Source organism: Aquabacterium sp. (assembly GCF_035476535.1).
Lineage (GTDB): Bacteria > Pseudomonadota > Gammaproteobacteria > Burkholderiales > Burkholderiaceae_C > Pseudaquabacterium.
The window spans coordinates 13,132-31,256 of sequence record NZ_DATILJ010000088.1 but is presented as its reverse complement, the minus strand read 5'-3'; the positions used below and the strand labels follow the sequence as shown (position 1 = coordinate 31,256).

The following is an 18,125-nucleotide window of genomic DNA, read 5'->3' as shown; positions in this document are numbered from 1 at the left end:
GAGCACGCGAATGTGCATCTTGTAGGCCTTGCTCTCCAGGTAGGCAAAGAAGCGGCGCACGCCGTACCACTGCTGGTTCCACTTGCCGTTCCAGTTCGGGCTGCCTTCGATGACCCAGTCGCGCTGCGCCTGCGAGAGCTGGCTCCACGCGGTGTCGCGCGGGATGCCGGCCTCGCCGGCGTACTTGATCAGGTCGTCCTGGCACTCTTTCCAGGCCGGTGTCTGCATCGGCTTGATCGCGCCGGCGCGCAGGGTCTTGCGGTGATCGGGAATCACCAGGCCGAAGTCGACACCGATCACCCGGCCGAAGCCGCGGCAGGCCTCGCAGGCGCCGAAAGCCGAGTTGAAGCTGAACAGCGCCGGCTGCGGGTCGGCATAGCGCAGGTCGCTATCGGGGCAGTGCAGGCCGGTGGAATAGCGCCACAGGTCCGGCTCGGCCGCGTCCTTCAGCGCATAGACATTGACGCGCCCGCTGCCGCGCCGCAATGACAGCTCGATGGCTTCGACCACCCGCACCTTGTCGGCATTCGACAGCCGCACCCGGTCGGCCACGACATCGAGCACCTTGCGGTGGTTGACCACGCGTTCGGCTTGAACGCGGGTGAAGCCGGAGGCCGACAGCCACTGTTCGACTTCGGTCGCCGAGACAGTCTCGGGCAGTTCGACTGGAAACGTGATGACGACCCGCGGGTCCCCCGCTGCTGCCGCCTGTGCCACCAGGTCGGCATGAATCGTCTCCGGCGTGTCATGCCGCACCCGCTGCGCCGTCTGTTTGTCGAACAGGTCGGCCGCGCGGGCGAACAGCAGCTTCAGGTGATCGTTCAGCTCGGTCATCGTGCCGACCGTCGAGCGCGAGGTGCGCACCGGGTTGGTCTGGTCGATGGCAATCGCCGGCGGCACGCCTTCGACCTTGTCCACCGCCGGGCGGTCCATGCGGTCCAGGAACTGCCGCGCGTAGGCGCTGAAGGTCTCGACGTAGCGGCGCTGGCCTTCGGCATACAGCGTGTCGAAGACCAGGCTGGACTTGCCGGAGCCCGAGGGGCCGGTGACGACCGTCATCTCACCGGTCTTGATGTCCAGGTCCAGGTTCTTCAGATTGTGCTGGCGGGCACCACGAATGCGAATCACGCCATGACTCATGGACAGGCTTCCGGATGACAGGGCCGAGCATTCTAGGAAGTGCTGCACACCTTTGGGCGCCAGTGCGTATTTGCCCGCAGTTGCACCGGATTTCCCTGCGCCAGAATGGCCTCCCGCATCGGGGCCATGCCCCGGGAGTGCCTGATGAAACGTCTGTGGAGCTCGCTGTTTCTCTCCGCATGCCTGGCCTTCGTGGCCACGGCCCAGGCGCAGATCAAGGTCGGCCAGACGGCGGGCTTCAGCGGTCCGGCGGCCGCCGGCGTGAAGGAAACCAGCGACGGCGCCAAGCTCTACCTCGACGCGGTGAACGCCAAGGGCGGCATCAACGGCCAGGCCATCGAGCTGGTGTCGATGGACGACAAGTTCGACCCGAAGAACGCCGCCGAGAACGCGAAGAAGCTGATCGATGACGGCGTGATCGCGCTGTTCCTGTCGCGCGGCACACCGCATTCGCAGGCCCTGCTGCCGCTGCTGGAACAGCACAAGCTCGCGCTGATCGGGCCCTCCACCGGCGCGATGGCGCTGCACCAGCCGGTGAACCCCTGGGTCTTCAATGTGCGCGCCACCTACCAGCGCGAAGCCGAAAAGGCGGTGCAGCACCTGTTCCTGATCGGCATGCAGCGCGTGGCCATCGTGCAGGTCGACGACACGTTTGGCGCCGACGCCGCCATCGGCGCGCTGAAGGGCTTCACCGCCTCGGGCAAGCAGCCGGTGGTGCACGAGAAGTACGACCGCAAGAAGCCTGACTTCAGCACCATCGTGCCGAAGGTGGTGGCCGCAGAAGCCCAGGCGGTGATGTTCATCGGCTCCGGCGACACCGTGGTCGACGGCATCCACCAGCTGCGCGCCGCCGGCTCGCGCGCGCAACTGGTGACCTTGTCGAACAACGCCTCCTCGGGCTTCGTCAAGTCACTGAAGGAGCATGCACGCGGCACCATCGTCAGCCAGGTGTTCCCGTACGAACGCTCGCTGGGCGCGCCGATCGTCAAGGAAGCGCATGACCTGGCGGTGGCCAAGGGCGGCACCGAGGTGACACCGGCGATGCTGGAAGGCTTTGCCGCGGCCAAGGTGCTGGTGGAAGGCCTGCGCCGCGCCGGCAAAGACATGACGCGCAGCGGCCTGCAGCGGGCCCTGGAAGGCATGCAGAAGGTGAACATCGGCGGGCTGGACATCAGCTACAGCGCCAAGGACCACACCGGGCTCGATTACGCCGAGCTCTCCATCGTGGGCGCCGACGGACGATTCAGGCGCTGACAGCCCTCGGTTCGGCCAGCGGCCCCGTCCGGCGCAGCGCCGGCCCGGCGGGCGCAGAGCTTCGAAGCCTGCGCCGACCCCCGAAATAGGGGGTGGCAAGCCCCCTCACGGGGAGTAACTTGCCGAGACGGTGCCCGAGGAGACGCCATGCGTGCAGTTCTGCATTGCTTCCGGTCCATAGTCACGGCGCTTGGGGTTTTCGGCCTGTCATGCGGGTTGTTGTGGGGACTCGCCAGCCTGGCTCGCACGCCGGACGCGACTGTCGCGTTCAACAGCCCCATCGAGCTGCCAATCCCCGAACCCGCCAGGCTGCCGCTGCTGCTGGCCAGCCTGGGCCTGGTGGCGCTGATCGCCGCCAGGCGACCGGACGGCCACGATAAAGCGGTCGACTCAAGCCAGCGCCTCAGCTGCCCGCCAGAAAGCGCTCCACCAGCGCAAACTGCGCCGGCATGTTCAGCGCCGGCGCATGGCCGCATTCGGCGATCGTCGCCACCACAGCCTGCGGGCCGCGCGCGCGCATGGCATCGGCGACCTCGGGCAGCAGCAGGTCGGAATCGACGCCGCGCAGCACCAGCACCGGAATCTCCAGGCTGTCCCAGGCATCCCACTGGTCGTAGTCCGCTGGGTGCACGATGAACTGGCGCACCATCGCCGGGTCGTAGTGCGGCGTCACGCGGCCGTCCGGAAGGCGGCGCACGCTGGTTTCCGTCAGGCGCCGCCACTGCGCGTCGCTCAACCAGCCGTAGGGCTTGTAGATCGTGCGGAAGTAGGTCTCCAGCTCGCCGACCGTGTCGAAGGCCGACGGATTGCCGGCATAACTCCTGATGCGAGCGACCGCTGCCGGCGCCAGTTCCGGCCCGATGTCGTTGAGCACCAGCCGGCGGATGCGCCCGCGCAGGCTGCCGGCGGCCACCTTGAGCCCGATGGCGCCGCCCATCGAGGTGCCCAGCCAGTGGCACTGCGTGATGCCCAATTGATCGACCAGCGCCGTGGCCAGCCGCGCATAGAAGGACAGCTGGTACTCCTCGTCCGGCAGCGGGCTCCATTGCGAGAGGCCGCGGCCCAGCGTGTCCGGGCAGATCACGCGGTAGCGCGTGGCCAGCTGCCCGGCAATGTCGTCCATGTCGCGGCAGGTGCGTGCCAGGCCGTGCCAGGCGATCACCACCTCGTCATGGTCGGCGCCCCACTCGGTGTAGTGCAGCTCGCGGCCTTCGCAGCGCAGGTAGTGAGACGTGAAACTCATCGTGATGTCCCTTGCCGGATCTGTCAGTCCGGCACGCTCAAGGTCGAGCCGCTGAAGGTGATGGTGTCCGCCGCGGCCGGCGTGGCGGCGATCGGCGGCACGTTGGCCGCGGTCAAGGCCGGTGCCGTGCCGGGCGTGCCGCCGCGCGGCACCGTGCGCACCACCTGGCTGGGCGGCAGCGCGGCGCCGATCTTCAAATGCGCATACATCGCGTCCAGCGCGCGGTTCAGGTAGACGTGCAGGGGGATGTAGCGGCTGTCGTAACCCGGCAGGATCGCCGGCAAGCCGATGAAGCCGTCGAAGTGCTGTGCATTCGCCACCTCGATGTACGACAGCTTGCTCGCCGCGCCCTCGACCAGCTTGTTCAGCGCGGTGTAGGGCCGCGAGGTGTGATTCACCGGCAACAAGGCATCGGCACGGCCATGCACGATGAGCGCCGGCTTGCCGCCCAGGTTGCCGTTGCGACGGGTTTCGTTCAGGCCGGTCTGCAGCGCCACGGACGGGGCGTCCGTGCCGGTGAGCAAGTTGCGCAGGCACAGCGCGCCGTCGAGGTTGAAATCCTGCGTGACGGTGGATGGTGAGAACGAGAGCAGGTCGCGCAGCGGGGCGCCGATGCTGAGGTTGTTGATCAGCTGCACGCCGGCCGAGGGCGGCACACCGTTGCCGGTGGCGGCCATCGTCGGCAGGCCGGCGGCCAGTGCGGTGGGCAGGCCGGTCCCCGTGGTCGCGCCGAAGCTGTAGCCGCACAGATGGTCCTTGACGCTGGCGCGGGCCAGCGCATTGGCGAAGGTCACGGTGACAGCCGGCGCCACTTCGAACGCGGCATGCGAGGCATGCAGGATCGCCGCTTCCGGCTCCCAGCCATAATCGCGCAGCTTCTGCAGCGCTTCATCGGCCTGGGCCGCCGGGGTCTCCGCCGTCAGCAGGCCCTTGGCCTTCAGTGATGCACAGCGATTGGTCGCGAAGGCCGCGAAAACATAGATCGCGCCCGGCGCGCCGGCCACTTGCGAGGACAGCGCCGCGCAACTCTGGTAGAGGTTGGCGTAGCTGGTGAAGTCCACCAGCGTCTTGCCGACCGTGGCCGGGCTGGTGCTGCCGCGGCGGATGCTGACGCCCGGGTTGGCCGGCATTTCCACCGCCGGCTCGGCCACCGCCACGCCATCGATCCAGCTGCCGCGGTCCTGCTCGGCCGCCGCGATCGCCGCGCCGCCGCCATTGGAGATGCTGGAGGCGATGACCAGCGTGTTGTCGGGCTTCAGCGCGCGCTCGTGGCCGCCATCGGCCAGGGCGATGCCGTACTTTTCGTTCAGCACCCAGAACGCGAACTCCACCGCCTGCAGCGTGAACAAGCCCCAGTCCTTCTCGGGGTTGCGCTGCGAATGGGCGTGCTTGAAGGCAAAGCGGTTCGGCGTGGCGGCATTGAACGTCGCCAGGTCCACGGCGCTCAGGCCGGCGTTGAACTGCGCGTCCTGGCCGGCGGCGGCCGTGCTGCGCGTGCCGTCGATCAAGGGCACGGTGTCGTTGGCCAGGTCGTGCGGCGCGCCGCCGGTGCCCTTGTCGGTGTAGGCCACCGCGCAGCCTTTTTTCAGGCCCCACTCGCCGGTGGAGATGGCGCCATAAACCCCGCGCGAACCCGACGAGGTAGCGGTGACGATGCAGGGCGAGGCCGGGTTGAAGCTGTCGGGCACCTGCACCATCAGCGTCACGTTGCGGCCGCTGCCGTCGTCGCTGTAGGCGATGGACTCGGTGCCGGCAATGCGGCCCTCGCCGCTGCCGGCAACATTGTTGGCATCGACGTTCGGGCCGTAGAACACGCCGTAGCCGCCGGCGGTGGTCATGTCGACGATGGCGCGGTAGCTGTTGTAGATCGACAGCTTGCGCAGTTCGGCCGCCGTCGGCGTGGCCGAGGTCGCCGGCGCGCTGGCCGAGGCCAGGCCGGTCTTGCCCAGGCCCGCCGTCAGCAGATCGTCGCTGACGCCGTCGTAGCGCGTGGTCCTGACCGTGCCGACATAGCTCGGCTTGACGTTGACGTCGACAGGATCATCATCGAGCGAACAGCCGCCCAGCGCCGCTGTCAGGCCGGCCGCTGCCAGGCCGGTGGCGGCCAACGCGCTAACGCGCAAAAGAGCTGTCTTCACGATCTTCTCCTCTTGTGGATTCATCTTGCGGCTTCATTCACTCGGCGCGGCCGCCGGCCAGCGCACGCAGCCGCCCCACCACCCCGGTCGGGAAGTGGTAGACAGACAGCACGAACAGCACGCCCAGCCACAGCAGCCAGCGGTCCGGCGAGACGAAGCTGCCGAGCACCGGCACGCCGGACAGCGTGGCTTCGCCGAGCTTGAGCAAGTCCTGCAGGTAGTTCTGCGCCAGCACGAACAGCGCCGAGCCGACCACCGCGCCGTACATCGTGCCCATGCCGCCGATCACGACGATCAGCAGGATGTCGAGCATGATCTCGAAGCTCAGCGTGGTGTCGGGGCCGGTGTAGCGCAGCCACAGGGCCAGCAAGGCGCCGGCGATGCAGGCGAACAGCGCCGACAGCACGTTGCTCAGCGTGCGATAGACGACAGTGCGGAAACCGATCGCCTCGGCCCGGAAATCGTTCTCGCGAATCGCCTGCAGCACCCGCCCGAACGGCGAGTTGACGATGCGCAGCAGCGCCAGGAACAGCAGCGCGACGACGATGAACAGCAGGTAGTAGCTGAAGATCTTGCCGTCGATCGTCACGCCGAACAGCGGGTTCTCGAAGGGCTCGAACGAGGGGCTGAAGAGTTCCGGGTTCTTGAAGGTCAGCCCGTCTTCGCCGCCGGTCAGGTCCGACAGCTGCGAGGCCAGCGTCTGGAAGGCCGCGGCCACGGCGAGCGTGATCATCGCGTAAAAGATCGCCTTCACGCGCAGCGAGAACAGGCCGACCACCAGAGACAGCAGCAGCGTGATCAGCAGCGCGACGGCCAGGCCGCCGAGCACCGCCGCGATGCCAGGCCCCCAATGCGTGCTGGCCACCGCCACGCCATAGGCCCCGATGCCGAAGAACATCGTGTGCGCGAAGCTGACGATGCCGGTGTAGCCCAGCAGCAGGTCGTAGCTGGCGACCAGCAGCACGAAGACCAGCATCTTGGCCGCCACGCCCAGCGCCTTGCTGCCCGGGAACAGGAAGGGCGCGAAGGCCAGCGCCAGCACGATGACCAGCAGCGCAATGCCCAGCCAGCGGCTCTTGGGCAGATCATGGGAGAGAAGTCTGTTCAGCATGCTGCGCTCATCGATTGGTGACGGGGTACAGGCCCTGCGGCCGCCACAACAGGATCGCCACCATCAACCCGATGTTCGAGAACAGCGCCACCTTGGGTGCGAGGTAGCCGGTGTAGTTGGCCAGCAGCCCGACGGCGATGGCGCCGACGAAGCAGCCCAGCGTCGAGCCCAGCCCGCCGATGATGATGACGATGAAGATCAGCACGTTGACCTGGCCGCCGATCTGCGGGATCACGTTCTGCTGGAACAGGCCCCACATCACGCCGCCCAGCCCGGCCAGCGCCGAGCCGGCGACGAACACGCCGACGAACAGGCGCTTGATGCGGTAGCCCAGCGACTCCACCATCTCGCGGTCCTGCACGCCGGCGCGGATCAGCAGGCCGATCTTGGTGCGGTTCAGCGTGAAGATCAGCGCGGCGAAGACCAGCAAGCCGACAGCCATCGCCAACACGCGGTACTTGCCGATGGCCGCGTCACCGATGAGGTAGGCGCCGCGCAGCACCTCGGGCAGCGGCAGCGGGATCTGCGCCGGGCCCCAGATCACCTTGATGATCTCCTCGCCGACGATCATGCCGCCCATCGTGATCAGGATCTGCTTCAGGTGCAGGCCATACACCGGCCGCACGATCACGCGCTCGAAGGCCCAGCCGATGGCGCCGGCCACCGCCATCGCGGCCAGCATGGCCAGGAACACCGCGCCGAGCTGTCCCATGCCGCTGGTCCAGCCGACGGTGGCGCCCATCACGCTGGTGGCGACGAAGGCCCCCAGCGCGATGAACACGCCGTGGCCGAAGTTCAGCACGTCCATCAGGCCGAACACCAAGGTCAGGCCCGAGGCGGTGATGAAGACGATCAGCCCCATCGCCAGGCCGGCGACAGTGAGCGTCAGCCAGGTGCTGGGGCTGCCGATCAGCGGCAGCCCGATCAGCGCCAGCGCCGCCAGCAGCGCCAGCGGCTTCCAGTCGAACTGCGCTTTCGGCACTGCCGCCGTGGGGGTGGCCGGTGGGGTGGCCGTGGCCGCGGTGGTGGTGTTCATTGATGTGCTCCCAGCGATAGCCCCAGCAGGCGTTGCTGCAGGCCTTCGTCCTCGGCCAGTTCACGCATCGCACCGCGATGCACGACGCGGCCGTTGTCCATCACCGCCACCGTGTCGCCCAGCGCCTTGGCCATCATGAAGTTCTGCTCGACGAGCAGAATCGTCGTTTGCTGGCGCTTCAGCTCGTTGAAGGCCGAGACCAGGTTGTTGATGATCGACGGCGCCAGACCCTTGCTGGGCTCGTCGATCAGGATCAGTGCGCGCGGCTCGCAGATCGCCCGCGCCACCGCCAGCATCTGCTTCTGGCCGCCGCTCAGCTTGCCGGCCGGGTAAAGCCAGAACTTCTTCAGCGCCGGGAACAGGCCGAAGATCCAGTCGAGCCGCTGCGTGTCCAGTTCGCCGGCATGGCGGGCCTTGCGCGCGGCCAGCACCATGTTTTCCTTCACCGTCAAGTCGCTGAAGATGCCCATGCTCTCGGGCACGTAGGCAATGCCCTGGCCAGCGATGTCCGGCGTGTTCAGACCCTTGAGCGACGCGCCCCTGAAACGCACATCGCCCTGGCTGGCCTGCCACAGGCCCATGATCGTGCGCAGCGTTGTGGTCTTGCCGGCACCATTGCGGCCCAACAGCATCGTCACCTGGCCTTCGGGCACGGCGAAGTCGACGCCGTGCAGGATGTGATAAGCGCCAATGTGGGTGTGCACACCGCTCAGTTCCAGCAGGGGTGTACTCATGCTGGCTCCTCGGCCGCCATGCCGAGATAGGCTTGCTGCACCACCGGCGACGCGATCACTTCGGCCGGCTCACCATCAGCCACCAGCGCGCCGTTGTGCAGCACGATGATGCGGTCGGACAGCTCGCGCACCACGTCCATCTTGTGCTCGACCAGCAGGATGGTGCAGTCCTTGCGCGACTTCAACGCGCGGATCAGGTCCAGGATCACCGGCACCTCGTCGACGCTCATGCCGGCGGTGGGTTCGTCGAACATGAAGACCTTGGGGTCGAGTGCGATCAGCAGCGCCACCTCCAGCTTGCGCTGGTCGCCATGCGGCAGTGCGCTGGCGTGCGCCGCCTGCTTGTCGCCCAGCCGCACCTGCTCGAGGATGCTCTGCGCCTCGTCGACCCAGGCCTTGCGGTCCAGCCACACGCGCCAGACATCCAGACCTCCGAAGGGTCCGCCCTGCCCGCGCCCGGCTTCGCGCGCCTGGATCGCCAGGCGCACGTTTTCGCGCACCGTGAGCTTCGGGAACAACTGCGTCAGCTGGAACGCCCGGCCCAGGCCGCGGTGCGTGCGCAGCGGCGCCGGCAGGCCGGTGATGTCCGCGCCATCCAGCAGCACCCGGCCCTCGCTGGCCGGCAGCTGGCCCGAGATCAGGTTGAAGTAGGTGGTCTTGCCGGCGCCATTCGGGCCGACGATGGCTGTCAGCGTGCCGGCGGCGAAGCGGCAGGACACATGGTCCACCGCCACATGGCCGCCGAAGCGAATCGTGAGGTCTTTGGTTTCAAGCATGTGCGCAAGTCATGGACAGGTACCGATGACGTAGTGGTTGGGGCCGGTCTGCTTCAACGTCGTCGTGATGAAGACGTTCCACAGGCCCATGTTCTGGTTCGATCCGTTGGCCAGCGCATAGCCCATGCTCAGGTGCGCGCGGCCGGCCGTCGTGTGTGCGTAGTTGCTGGCGGTGAAGCACACCGCGGCACTGCCGGTGGTGGTGCCGGTGGCAGGCGTCGAATGCGCGCTCTCGACGTTGCCGCTGTTCAGGTCGGTGACGGTCCAGCTGTAGGTGGTGCCGGCAGCCAGGCCCGTATCGGCATAACTCGTGACAGCCACGGCCGCGCCGTTGACCTTGCTGCCGTTGCGGTAGACGTTGTAGCCGGTGGCGCCGCTGACGGCATTCCAGCTGATGGTCATGCTGCTGGCCGTGGCGCCGGAGGTGGCCACGCCGGTGGGCGCCGGCAGCGCGCCGCCGCCGCCCGAGCCCGAAGCCACGCGGTCGACCATCGCCTTGATCGCCGTCGCCTGTGTGCCGGCCTTCTGCGCGAAGTTGCTGCCGTACCAGCCGATCCAGTCCCAGCACGCATTGGGGTTGGGCAGCGCGCCGCTGGCCGCGGTGACGCGGTTGCTGCTGTCGACCTTGGTTTGCGGAAACAGCACGACGATGTCGTTGGTGTCGGCCCAGCGGGTGTAACCGGTGTTCTTGACGAACTTGTCGCCGACCTGGCTTTCGCTCTGCACGCAGCCGTGCAGCGCCACGTGCAGCTTGCAGGTGGTGCCCGCGGCGCAGCTGGCCGGCACGTAGACCCAGCCACTGGCGGCCATGCCGGGGTTGCCGCTGCTGTAGAGGGTTTGGTCGAACGGGCGGTAGTTGGCTGCCGCCGGCGCGTTGTTGCGGGCGTTGAGCGTGCCGTAGACGTGCTGCAGCACGGCCTTGGCGCCGTCGTAGCCGCAGTTGCTGATGTAGGGCGAAGAAGTCGAGCCGCAGCTGTTGTTGCCGCTCGAATCGAAGTCGGTCGGGAAGGTGTGGGCGGCGCCCGCGCGCTGGGTGTAGATGCGGTTGGCAGCCGGAACGCCGTTGTTGATGTACTGGGTCTGCAGCGCGCTCATCGGGTTGGGGCCGACCGTCGAGTCGCTGCTGCCGACGAACATGAAGATCTTCTGGCCGGCCACCAGCGACTTGTCGTCATTGGCGGTGCCGCTCCAGTTGTTGATGTCGGCCTGCATCGCATTCAGCATGCTGGCGCTGATGGAGGCGTTGTACATGCAGGCGGTGTAGTTGCTGTGGCCCGCGCACATGTAGGGCCCGCCGGCGAAGACGCCCACGCCCATGAAGGTGGACGCATGGGCATACCCCAGCTGGTTGGCCATGAAGCCCCCCGAGGACAGCCCTGAAACACTGATCTTCGACGTGTCGATGTTCAGCGCCGGCAGCGGCTCGGCGCAAACGCTCGAATAACCGGTTATCGCAATGGCCAACGCCACCCATGCTCTCCGACTCATCATCTTGTCTCCTGAATCAACGGACAACGGCGCTCCGCCCCCCGTGTATCCGGAAGTCCGAACGAAGCGGCAATTGGTGGCGAGGGGAATCCGAAGGCGACCCCCGCAGCCCGGCGAGTTGACCGGCGCCGCAGGCGTCCGGTCGAACGAGCCGAGTTGGGCCGGCGCCGAAGGCGTCCGGCCTAACGACGGTTGCGGATCGGCACCAACATCTCTTCGGCCTTGATCTCGCGCACCAGCTCCGGCACGCCCCAGGCGAACGCCGGATCGGCCTTGACCTTGAAGTGGTACATGCTCTGCATGGCCTGGTGGTCTTCCTTGCGGAAGCTCATCTTGCCCTTGGGCGTGTCGAAGCTCATGCCTTCCATCGTGCTGATGAGCTTGTTGGTGTTGGTGTCGCCCTTGGTCTTCTTCAAAGCTTCGACCACCGCGATCGCCGCGCTCATGCCACCGGCAGTGAAGAAGTCCGGCGGAGCCTTGAACTTGGAGTAATGGTTGGCCACCAACCATTCATTGATCGGATTTTTCGGGATGCCGAAGTAGTAGTAGGTGGCGCCTTCCATGCCCGGAAACTGCTTGTAGGCGGCCATCGCCGGCAGGATGTTGCCGCCGGTGGCGATCTCGATGCCGTAGCGCTTCAGATCCAGGTCGGCGATCTTGAACGGGTTGCCAGCGCCGGCCCAGATGATCCAGATCACCTTGCGACCCGGCTGGTCCTTGAGCTTGTCGATCAGGCGCTGGGCACCCGCAGTGAAATCGGTGGTCGTCGTCGGCAGGTACTCCTCGTGCACGATCTTCGCGGTCTTGATCGATTCCTTGAAGGCCTTCACGCCGTCGCGGCCGAAGGCGTAGTCCTGCGCCAGCGTGGCGATGGTCACGCCCGCCTTGTCCAATGCCACGGCGTTGGAGATGGCGTCCTGGCTGCTGTTGCGGCCAGTGCGAAAGATGTACTTGTTCCACTTGTCGCCGGTGATCGAATCGGCCACCGCCGGCTCGACCAGCAGGATCTTCTTGGCCTCTTCGGCCACCGGCAGCATCGCCAGCGCCACGCCGGAAGACGTCGGCCCTACCGCCAGATCGGCCTTGTCGTCGTTGTAGGCCGCCGCCAGCAGGCTCTTGCCGAGGTCGGGCTTGCCCTGGTCGTCCTTCTCGATGACCACCAGCTTCTTGCCGGCCACCGTCATCGTGCCTTGCGTGGCGTACTCCAGGCCCATCATGAAGCCCAGCGCGGTCTGCTTGCCGTAGGCTTCCAGCGGGCCGGTCTTGCTGTAGACGTGGGCGATGCGGATCTCGCCGGACTGGGCCATCGCGGCCGGTGCAGCCAGCAAGCTGGCAATGGCGGATGCGATCAGGGCATACGAGAGCGAACGACGCTTCATGCAGGGGTCTCCTTGGAGTGACGGGCGCGCGAATGGCGCCGGTGATGTCCCATCATGCGCAAGCTGCGTGCCAACCGCACCTAATCAGTGCAAACCCGAAGTTTTGGACCCATTCGAGACCATTTGTCGAATCCATTTGGCCAACGTGCCCAGCATCAAGACAGTACGCAGCAACTTTATGGACGACATTCAGACAGTCAGAATTTTGAATGTGTGATTTTCAGACTAATTACAAACAGTTGCCCCCGCTCTGCTAGCGTATCGGCTGGTCCGGATCTTCGAGGAGACATCACATGCCCTTGATCCAAGCCACCCCGGTGGCCACCAGTGAAGGCGCCGGCGGCATCGATTTCGTGATCACGCTGGACGCGGCAGCGGCCACCGAGGTCAAGGTGTCCTACCAGACCGACATCGGCAGCGCCACCTACAGCGGCAACCAGGACTTCGTCTACCAGAGCGGCACGCTGAGCTTCGCGCCCGGCGAGACCAGCAAGACCGTGCGTGTGCTGCTCGGCACCGACACCACGGCCGAGGCCACCGAGGTGTTCTGGCTGGACCTGTACAGCCCGATCAACGCGACGGTAGCGCAGAAGTACACGCCCGCGCTGATCTTCGACAACGACGCCGGCAGCGGCACGCCCGCTTTGAGCGTTAGCGATGCAGCGGTGGACGAGGCCGCCAAGACGGCAAGCTTCTTCGTCTGGCTGAGCCGGCCATCGACCGGCGCGGTCACGGTTTCCTATGCGACGGCCAACGACACCGCCCTGGCCGGCGCCGACTTCAGCAGCACCGCCGGTCTGCTGAGCTTTGCGCCGGGCGAGATGGTCAAGACCGTCACCGTGCCGCTGAGCAACGATGCGCTGGCCGAGCCCGACGAGTTCTTCAAGCTGCAACTCTCCAGCCCCACTGGTGCCACGCTGGCCGAGGCCGGCGGCCTGGGCCTGATCAGCCGCAACGATGCCGATCCCGTCGGCACACCGCTGATCTCGGCACGGCCTCTGGCGGTGAGCGAAGGCGAGAGCTTTGCCAGCTTCGTGGTGCAGCTCAACGCGCCCTCGCAGAACGAGGTGCGGGTGTCCTACCAGACCGACATCGGCAGCGCCACTTACGGCGGCAACGCGGACTACATCTACCTCAGCGAACAACTGGTCTTTGCGCCCGGCGAGACGAGCAAGACCGTGCACGTGGCCATCAGCAACGACACCACCGCCGAGGCAGCCGAGGTGTTCTGGCTCGACCTGTTCTCGCCGGTGAATGCCGCGGTGGCACAGAAGTACACGCCGGCCGTCATCGTCGACAACGACGGCATCTCCGGCACACCGGCGATCAGCGTCAGCGACGCGCTGGTCGACGAAACCGCGCAGACCGCCAGCTTCTTCGTCGCGCTGAACCGGCCCGCCACCACCGGCGTGAGCGTGGCCTATGCCACGGCCGACGACACCACGCAGGCCGGCAGCGACTACCTGGCCGCCAACGGCACGCTGAACTTCGCGCCGGGCGAGATGGTCAAGACCGTCACGCTCACGCTGCTGGACGACACGCTCGCCGAGCCCGACGAGTTCTTCAAGCTGCTGCTCAGCGACCCCTTGGGCGCCACGCTGGCCGAAAGCAGCGGGCTGGGCCTGATCGGCCGCAACGACAGCGCCGCGGCCAGCACGCCGCTGATCTCGGCCAAGGCCTTGGCGGTGGGTGAAAGCGATGGCTTTGCCAGCTTCGTGGTGCAGCTCAGCGCGCCTTCGCAGAACGAGGTGCGGGTGAGCTACCAGACCGACATCGGCAGCGCCACCTACGGCGGCAGCACGGACTACATCTACCTCAGCGAACAGCTGATCTTTGCGCCCGGCGAAACGAACAAGACCGTGCACGTGGCCATCAGCAACGACACCACCGCCGAGGCAGCCGAAGTCTTCTGGCTCGACCTGTTCTCGCCGGTGAATGCCACGGTGGCGCAGAAGTACACGCCGGCTGTCATCGTCGACAACGACGGCGTCACCGGCCTGCCGGCGATCAGCATCAGCGACGCGGTGGTCGATGAAGCCGCGCAGACCGCCAGCTTCTTCGTCGCGCTGAACCGGCCGTCCACCACCGCGGTGACGGTGGCCTATGCCACGGCCGACGACACCACGCTGGCCGGCAGCGACTACCTGGCCGCCAACGGCACGCTGAACTTCGCGCCGGGCGAGATGGTCAAGACCGTCACGCTCACGCTCCAGGACGACGAACATGCCGAGCCCGACGAGTTCTTCAAGCTGCTGCTCAGCAATGCCGGCGGTGCCACGCTGGCCGACGGCAGCGGCCTGGGCCTGATCGGCCGCAGCGACAGCGCCGCGACCAGCACGCCGCTGATCTCGGCCAAGGCCTTGGCGGTGGGTGAGAGCGATGGCTTCGCCACCTTCGTCGTGCAACTCGACGCGCCCTCTCAGAACGAGGTGCGGGTGAGTTACCAGACCGACATCGGCAGTGCCACCTACGGCGGCAATGCAGACTACATCTACCGCAGCGAGCAACTGGTGTTCGCACCCGGCGAAACCACCAAGACGGTGAACGTGCCCATCACGCCCGACACCGTCGCCGAAGGCACCGAGGTGTTCTGGCTGGACCTGTACTCGCCGGTCAACGCGACCGTGGCGCAGAAGTACACCCCGGCCCTGGTGATCGACAACGACGGCACCAGCGGCACGCCCGTCCTCGGCATCAGCGACGCGGTGGTCGACGAAGCATCGCAGACCGTCAGCTTCTTCGTCACGTTGAACAAGCCGTCCACTTCAACGGTTAGCGTGGACTACGCCAGCGCCAACGGCAGCGCCCAGGCCGGCAGCGATTTCCTCGCCGCCAGCGGCCGCCTGAGCTTTGCACCGGGCGAGGTGGCCAAAACCGTCACGCTGACGCTGCTGGACGATACGCTGCAGGAGAGCAACGAAAGCTTCCAGCTGCAGCTCGGCAATGCCAGCGGCGCCACGCTGCTCGATGCGGCGGGGGCCGCGCTGATCGGCCGCAACGACGTGGCGCCGATCAGCACGCCGCAGATCACTGCCACGCCGCTGGTGGTGAGCGAGGCCGATCGCTTCGCGAGCTTCGTCGTGCAGCTCAGTGCACCGGCGCGAAACGAGGTGCGGGTGAGCTACCAGACCGACATCGGCACCGCCACCTACGGCGGCAACGCAGACTTCATCTACCGCAGCGAACAGCTGGTCTTCGCCCCCGGCGAGACCACCAAGCTGGTCCAGGTGCCGCTGACCGACGACACCACGGCGGAAACCACCGAGGCCTTCTCGCTGGACCTGTACAGCCCCATCAACGCAACGGTGCCGCAACGCTTGACCCCTGTCACCGTGCTCGACAACGACGGTGCCGGCAGCCTGTACAGCCACGGCCGGGGCGATGACATCTACACCATCGGCAGCGTGCTCGACCGCATTGCCGAAAGCCCGAACGGCGGCATCGACACCGTGCGCAGCAGCATCAGCCTGACCCTGCCCGACAACACCGAGAACCTGGTGCTCACCGGCGCGGCACTCAACGGCCTGGGCAACAGCGGCAACAACAGCTTCCGCGGCACCGCGGCGAACAACAGCTTCGACGGCAAGGAAGGCATCGACACGGTGATCTTCGGCGGCGCGCGGGCGGCCTACACGGTGGCCGGCGACAGCGCCTTGCGCACCGTCTCCGGCGGCGGCGACGGCAGCGACACGCTGTTCGGCGTCGAGCGCCTGCAGTTCGCCGACACGATCTTCGCCGCGGACACCGGCCCCGGCGGCAACGTCTACCAGGCCTATGCGCTGTTCAATGCCGCCTTTGACCGCGGCCCCAGCACCGCCGAATTGAGCTTGTGGACGGCGCAACTCGACCAGCTGGGCAACCTGACCGACACGGCGCAAGCCATGATCAACCACTACGCTCCCGGCGTGCCCGACGAGGTGCTGGTGGCCTACCTGTGGGGCACGATCATCGAAACGCCGATTCCGCTTGACGCGCTGTCGCTGTATGTCGGCCTGCTCGGCGACGGAACCTTTACCCAGGCCTCGATCCTGGCCCTGGTGGCCACGCTGGACTACAACACCGGGGAGATCGCCGGCATCGTCGGCCAGACGCTGACGCTGGACCCGGCCTGGTTCCCGGTGCCGGGTTGAAGACTCAGCGTCCCAGCTGCGCCAGCTCCGGGTAGCGCGCCAGCTTGTCGTAGAACGCCGCGCGCGAGATGCGCAGCATGCGCGCGGCAGCCAGCCGGTTGCCGGCGGTGGCGCGCAGCGCGGCGGCCATCGCGGCGCGTTCCAGCTCGGCCACCTGCTCGGGCAGCGGCCGCGGCTGCAGCGGCTCGGCTCGCGGCAGCGCAGCCGCGGCGGCAGGCACCGCTGCGCTCGCCGCCAGTGCCGGCCGCGGTGCTTCGCCGGGCTCGGCCCGTGCGGCCGCCGCGCGGGCATCGGGATCCAGCTGCAGCGCCGCGGCAAAGTGCAGCGGTGTCAGCAGCATGTCGTCGGTCATCAGCGCGGCTTGCTCCAGCACATTGCGCAGCTCGCGGATGTTGCCGGGCCAGCGCTGGTGCATCAGCAGGTCCAGCGCTTCGGACGACAGGCTCTTGTGCGGCAGGCCACCGCGGCGCGCAATGTCGTCCAGCAGCGCATCGGCCAGGGCTTCCAGGTCGGTGATGCGTTCGCGCAGCGCCGGCAGGCGGATCGGCAGCACGTTCAGGCGGTAGTAGAGGTCGGCGCGGAAGCGCCCGTCGGCCACCATCGCGCCGAGCTCGCGGCTGGTCGCGGCGATCACCCGCACATCCACCTTCACCACCTGGTTGCTGCCCAGCGGCTCCACCTCCTGCTCCTGCAGCGCACGCAGCAGCTTGGCCTGCAGCGCCAGCGGCATGTCGCCGATCTCGTCGAGGAACAAGGTGCCGCCGTCGGCCAGCTTGAACTTGCCGTCACGGCCCTTGCGCTCGGCGCCGGTGTAGGCGCCGGGCGCGACGCCGAAGAACTCAGCCTCCAGCAAGGTGTCGGGCACCGCGGCGATGTTGACGCCAACGAAGGGCCGCGCCGCACGCGTCGATGCGGCATGGATGGCATGGGCCAGCAGTTCCTTGCCGGTACCGGTTTCGCCGAGCAGCAGCACGGTGGATTCAGTGCCGGCCACGCGCCGCGCATGGCGCTTGACTTCCAGCGCCGCGGCGCTGGCCCCGATGTAGCCGGCAATGGTGTACTTCGGCCGCCGGTTCTTGGTCTGCTCGGCCGCGAGCTGGCGCTGCGTGACTTCCAGCTCGCGCTGCAGGCGGCCGAACTTGGCCATCAGCGGCTGCATCGTGCTTTCGGGGTGGTCCATCAGTACCATGCCCAGCGCGCCGATCACCTGGCCCAGCGCGTCGCGCAGCGGCACGCGGCTGACCAGGAAAGTACCGGCGCGGTTGGTCAGCAAATCGACCATGATGGGCCTGCCGGTCTCGATGACTTGGGCCATCAATGTATTGGGCACCACCTCCTCGACCCGCTTGCCGACGAAGTCGGCCTCGGCCTCAAAACCCAGCGCCGGCAAAAAGCGCTTGTACCCCTCGCTGATCCAGACGATGCGGTGTTCCCGGTCCACCACCATCATGCCCTGCACCGTCTGCGCATACAGATCGAACATCGACTGCGCGGCCAGTTTCAGCAGGCTGTCGGTGTCCTGGGGAAGCTGCGGGGTCAGGGCCATCTCAGTGCCGCCCGGCCGTTCCGAAGGAACTGAGCGCCCCAAGGGCCGCGACGCGGCCCCTCCCGGGGCCGGGGGGCAGCGAGCAGCGCGAGCGTGGGGGTTCCATCGCCGCACTCTAACGCGCAGCCGGACGCGCCTGCGCGGCCCGGG

Annotated in this window: 11 protein-coding genes and 1 pseudogene; 2 read left to right on the top strand and 10 right to left on the bottom strand. The window is 67.2% G+C overall.

Annotated features, from left to right (window positions below; translation table 11 throughout):
- A pseudogene (locus VLK61_RS09020) lies at window positions 1–1,140 on the bottom strand (excinuclease ABC subunit A); the annotation flags it as partial.
- 144 nt (window positions 1,141–1,284) lie between these two features.
- Between VLK61_RS09020 and VLK61_RS09015 the strand changes: the two are divergent.
- A complete protein-coding gene (locus VLK61_RS09015) occupies window positions 1,285–2,394 on the top strand; it encodes an ABC transporter substrate-binding protein (protein ID WP_325420325.1) in 1,110 nt (369 codons plus the stop codon).
- Window positions 2,395–2,797: 403 nt separating this feature from the next.
- Here VLK61_RS09015 and VLK61_RS09010 read toward each other — a convergent pair whose 3' ends face one another.
- The 8 genes from VLK61_RS09010 to VLK61_RS08975 form a co-directional block, all read right to left on the bottom strand.
- A complete protein-coding gene (locus VLK61_RS09010; protein ID WP_325420323.1) occupies window positions 2,798–3,637 on the bottom strand; it encodes an alpha/beta fold hydrolase in 840 nt (279 codons plus the stop codon).
- A gap of 23 nt (window positions 3,638–3,660) precedes the next feature.
- On the bottom strand, window positions 3,661–5,799 hold the full coding sequence (locus tag VLK61_RS09005; RefSeq protein ID WP_325420321.1) for a D-(-)-3-hydroxybutyrate oligomer hydrolase: 2,139 nt from the start codon (window positions 5,797–5,799) through the stop codon (window positions 3,661–3,663).
- A gap of 13 nt (window positions 5,800–5,812) precedes the next feature.
- Window positions 5,813–6,886, bottom strand: coding sequence for a branched-chain amino acid ABC transporter permease (locus tag VLK61_RS09000; RefSeq protein ID WP_325420319.1), 1,074 nt, complete (start codon window positions 6,884–6,886; stop codon window positions 5,813–5,815).
- Window positions 6,887–6,893: 7 nt separating this feature from the next.
- Entirely contained in the window at window positions 6,894–7,922 is a 1,029-nt protein-coding gene (locus tag VLK61_RS08995) for a branched-chain amino acid ABC transporter permease (RefSeq protein WP_325420317.1), read from the bottom strand.
- Window positions 7,919–8,656: an ABC transporter ATP-binding protein gene (locus tag VLK61_RS08990; RefSeq protein WP_325420315.1), complete on the bottom strand. Its 738-nt coding sequence runs from the start codon at window positions 8,654–8,656 to the stop codon at window positions 7,919–7,921. Before VLK61_RS08990 ends, VLK61_RS08995 begins: the two co-directional genes overlap by 4 nt.
- Complete coding sequence (locus tag VLK61_RS08985; protein ID WP_325420314.1) at window positions 8,653–9,432, bottom strand: ABC transporter ATP-binding protein; 780 nt, start codon at window positions 9,430–9,432, stop codon at window positions 8,653–8,655. Before VLK61_RS08985 ends, VLK61_RS08990 begins: the two co-directional genes overlap by 4 nt.
- Window positions 9,433–9,441: 9 nt before the next feature.
- A complete protein-coding gene (locus tag VLK61_RS08980) occupies window positions 9,442–10,920 on the bottom strand; it encodes a fibronectin type III domain-containing protein (RefSeq protein WP_414636791.1) in 1,479 nt (492 codons plus the stop codon).
- A 182-nt stretch (window positions 10,921–11,102) separates the two neighbouring features.
- On the bottom strand, window positions 11,103–12,299 hold the full coding sequence (locus tag VLK61_RS08975; RefSeq protein ID WP_325420311.1) for a substrate-binding domain-containing protein: 1,197 nt from the start codon (window positions 12,297–12,299) through the stop codon (window positions 11,103–11,105).
- A gap of 293 nt (window positions 12,300–12,592) precedes the next feature.
- Here VLK61_RS08975 and VLK61_RS08970 point away from each other — a divergent pair, with 293 nt between their 5' ends.
- On the top strand, window positions 12,593–16,429 hold the full coding sequence (locus VLK61_RS08970) for a Calx-beta domain-containing protein (protein ID WP_325420310.1): 3,837 nt from the start codon (window positions 12,593–12,595) through the stop codon (window positions 16,427–16,429).
- 4 nt (window positions 16,430–16,433) lie between these two features.
- On the opposite strand, the gene VLK61_RS08965 is transcribed toward VLK61_RS08970, so the two are convergent.
- Window positions 16,434–17,975 carry a sigma-54 interaction domain-containing protein gene (locus VLK61_RS08965; RefSeq protein WP_325420308.1) on the bottom strand — a complete coding sequence of 514 codons (1,542 nt, stop codon included), beginning with the start codon at window positions 17,973–17,975 and terminating at the stop codon, window positions 16,434–16,436.
- Window positions 17,976–18,125: the final 150 nt, after the last annotated feature.

Excerpts from the sequence above, each read along its gene's own strand:
- VLK61_RS09015 (WP_325420325.1), top strand. The coding sequence starts at position 1,285 with ATGAAACGTCTGTGGAGCTCGCTGTTTCTCTCCGCATGCCTGGCCTTC.
- VLK61_RS09010 (WP_325420323.1), bottom strand. The coding sequence starts at position 3,637 with ATGAGTTTCACGTCTCACTACCTGCGCTGCGAAGGCCGCGAGCTGCAC.
- VLK61_RS09005 (WP_325420321.1), bottom strand. The coding sequence starts at position 5,799 with ATGAATCCACAAGAGGAGAAGATCGTGAAGACAGCTCTTTTGCGCGTT.
- VLK61_RS09000 (WP_325420319.1), bottom strand. The coding sequence starts at position 6,886 with ATGCTGAACAGACTTCTCTCCCATGATCTGCCCAAGAGCCGCTGGCTG.
- VLK61_RS08995 (WP_325420317.1), bottom strand. The coding sequence starts at position 7,922 with ATGAACACCACCACCGCGGCCACGGCCACCCCACCGGCCACCCCCACG.
- VLK61_RS08990 (WP_325420315.1), bottom strand. The coding sequence starts at position 8,656 with ATGAGTACACCCCTGCTGGAACTGAGCGGTGTGCACACCCACATTGGC.
- VLK61_RS08985 (WP_325420314.1), bottom strand. The coding sequence starts at position 9,432 with ATGCTTGAAACCAAAGACCTCACGATTCGCTTCGGCGGCCATGTGGCG.
- VLK61_RS08980 (WP_414636791.1), bottom strand. The coding sequence starts at position 10,920 with ATGAGTCGGAGAGCATGGGTGGCGTTGGCCATTGCGATAACCGGTTAT.
- VLK61_RS08975 (WP_325420311.1), bottom strand. The coding sequence starts at position 12,299 with ATGAAGCGTCGTTCGCTCTCGTATGCCCTGATCGCATCCGCCATTGCC.
- VLK61_RS08970 (WP_325420310.1), top strand. The coding sequence starts at position 12,593 with ATGCCCTTGATCCAAGCCACCCCGGTGGCCACCAGTGAAGGCGCCGGC.
- VLK61_RS08965 (WP_325420308.1), bottom strand. The coding sequence starts at position 17,975 with ATGGCCCTGACCCCGCAGCTTCCCCAGGACACCGACAGCCTGCTGAAA.